At 72.9% G+C, this 2,335-nt stretch carries 3 protein-coding genes; all 3 read right to left on the bottom strand.

The genetic code is table 11. The features are described from left to right. Nucleotides 1-430: AAA family ATPase (locus RT323_RS16070; protein ID WP_313410231.1), on the bottom strand; the 430-nt coding region annotated here is incomplete at its 3' end. Beyond that, nucleotides 430-1,347 carry an NAD kinase gene (locus tag RT323_RS16075; RefSeq protein WP_313410232.1) on the bottom strand — a complete coding sequence of 306 codons (918 nt, stop codon included), beginning with the start codon at nucleotides 1,345-1,347 and terminating at the stop codon, nucleotides 430-432. The genes RT323_RS16070 and RT323_RS16075, both read right to left, overlap by 1 nt. Continuing rightward, nucleotides 1,344-2,174, bottom strand: a complete 831-nt coding sequence (locus RT323_RS16080; protein WP_313410234.1) for a TlyA family RNA methyltransferase — start codon at nucleotides 2,172-2,174, stop codon at nucleotides 1,344-1,346. Before RT323_RS16080 ends, RT323_RS16075 begins: the two co-directional genes overlap by 4 nt. Nucleotides 2,175-2,335: the final 161 nt, after the last annotated feature.

Consider the following 2,335-nt stretch of genomic DNA (forward strand, 5'->3'; position numbering starts at 1 on the left):
GCGCGTGGCGCTGCTCCTGCGGGCGGACGAGGCGCTGCTGGTCGGACTGGCCGTGGACCGCGACCAGGCTGTCGGAGAGCCGGGAGAGCAGGCCGGCCGGGACCGTGGTGCCGCCGGCCAGCGCGCGGCTGCGTCCCTGGCTGGTCAGGACACGGGCGAGCACGAGCTCGTCGTCGACCTGCCCGCCGGCCTCCTCGACGAGCGCGGTGACCTCGGGCGTCGGCACGACCGAGGCCTCGATCCGCGCCCGGTCGGACCCGCGCCGCACGAGGGCCAGGTCGGCCCGTTCACCGCGCAGCAGCCCGAGCGCGGTCACGACCATCGTCTTGCCGGCACCGGTCTCACCCGTGATGACGGTGAACCCGGGGCCGAGCTCCAGCTCGGCCTCCTCGATGACGCCGAGCGACTCGAGCCGCAGGTAGTGCCACATCAGCGGCCACCGGACGTGCGTCGCGCCTCGGCGGAGCCGCGCCAGCCCGCGACGGGCAGCTCGAACTTGCGCACGAGTCGGTCGGCGAACGACGCCGGGTGGACGCGTGCCAGCCGAACCGGCTCGGTGCCACGGCGCACCTCGACGCGGGCGCCGATGGGCAGCTCGGCCGCCCGGCGACCGTCGCACCACAGGATCCCCGAGCTCGAGTGGCCGACGACCTCGACGGCGAGGGTGGACTCGGGCGACACCACCATGGGCCGTGCGAACAGGGCGTGCCCGCTGATCGGCACCATGAGCAGCGCCGAGACCTCGGGCCACACCACCGGTCCACCGGCACTGAAGTTGTAGGCGGTCGAGCCGGTCGGCGTCGCGCACACGACCCCGTCGCAGCCCATCCGCGAGACGGGACGGCCATCGATCTCGATGACGACCTCGAGCATGCGCTCGCGGGAGGCCTTCTCGACCGAGGCCTCGTTGAGGGCCCAGTTCGTGGCGACGACCTCGCCCTCGTGGAACACGCGGACGTCGACGGTGAGTCGCTCCTCGACGGTCAGGCCGCCGGCGACGACGTGCCGGGCCACGTCCGCGAGGTCCTCCTCGTCGGCCTCGGCCAGGAAGCCGACGTGTCCGAGGTTGACGCCCAGCAGCGGGGTTCCCGTGCCGCGGCAGACCTCGGCGGCGCGCAGGATCGTGCCGTCGCCACCGAAGACGACCGCCAGCTCGCAGTCCTTCGACGCGCCGGGCGCGGTCGGGACGCAGTCCAGGTCCACGGCACCGGCCGCGGTGAGCGCGTCGATGTCGGTCTCGAGCGTCCGCACGCGGATGCCCGCGTCCTGGAGGACCTTGGCGAAGTCGGCGGCGATGCGCGGCGCGCCCTCGCGGTCGACGTGCACGGCCAGCAGCACGGTCCTCATGGTCCGCCTCCTTCGTTCGCCGCGAGAGGTCCGGCCGCGACGGCGGCCTCGGCCGCCGCGAGCTCGGGCTCGGGCGCATCGGTCCTCAGCCAACAAAAGTACTCGACGTTGCCCGCCGGGCCCGGGAGCGGACTGGGCGCGAGGGCGCGGGTGCCCCAGCCCCCGGCCCAGGCCGCGGTCGTCACGCCGTGGACGGCCGAGGCGTGCAGTGCCGGGTCGCGGACGACGCCGTTCTTGCCGAGGTTCTCGCGGCCGACCTCGAACTGGGGCTTGACCATCAGGACCATGTCGCCGTCGTCGCGGCACACCGACATCAGGGCCGGCAGCACGAGCCGCAGCGAGATGAAGGAGAGGTCCGAGACGACGAGATCGACCGGGCCGCCGATCAGCTCGGTGTCGATCGCGCGGATGTTGGTGCGGTCGAAGACGTGGACGCGGTCGTCGGACTGCAGCGACCAGACGAGTTGGCCGTAGCCGACGTCGACCGCGACGACCTCGCGGATCTCGCGGCGCAGCAGCACGTCGGTGAACCCACCGGTGGACGCGCCCGCGTCGAGAGCCCGACGTCCGGCGACCTGCAGGCCGAGCGGTTCGAAGACCTCCAGTGCGCCGAGCAGCTTGTGCGCCCCGCGCGAGGCCCAACCGGGATCGTCGGCGTCCTCGCGCACGACGATCGGCTGGTCGGTGGTGATCTGGGTGGCCGGCTTGCTCGCCGTGGTGCCGGCGACCTTGACCCGGCCGGCCTCGATGAGGCCGGCGGCCTGCTCGCGCGAGCGGGCGAGACCTCGACGCACGAGCTCGGCGTCGAGCCGGACGCGGCGGCTCATCGGGCCACCGCCTCAGAGCAACAAAGGTAGGACGATGGCCCGACTCGTGATGCTGAACAGTTCACTCGCTGGCGCTCGCTCATCGGGCCACCGCCTCAAAGCAACGAAGGTAGGACGATGGCCCGACTCGTGATGCTGAACAGTTCACTCGCTGGCGCTCG

Source organism: Aeromicrobium sp. (genome assembly GCF_032084975.1).
Taxonomy (GTDB): Bacteria; Actinomycetota; Actinomycetes; order Propionibacteriales; family Nocardioidaceae; genus Aeromicrobium.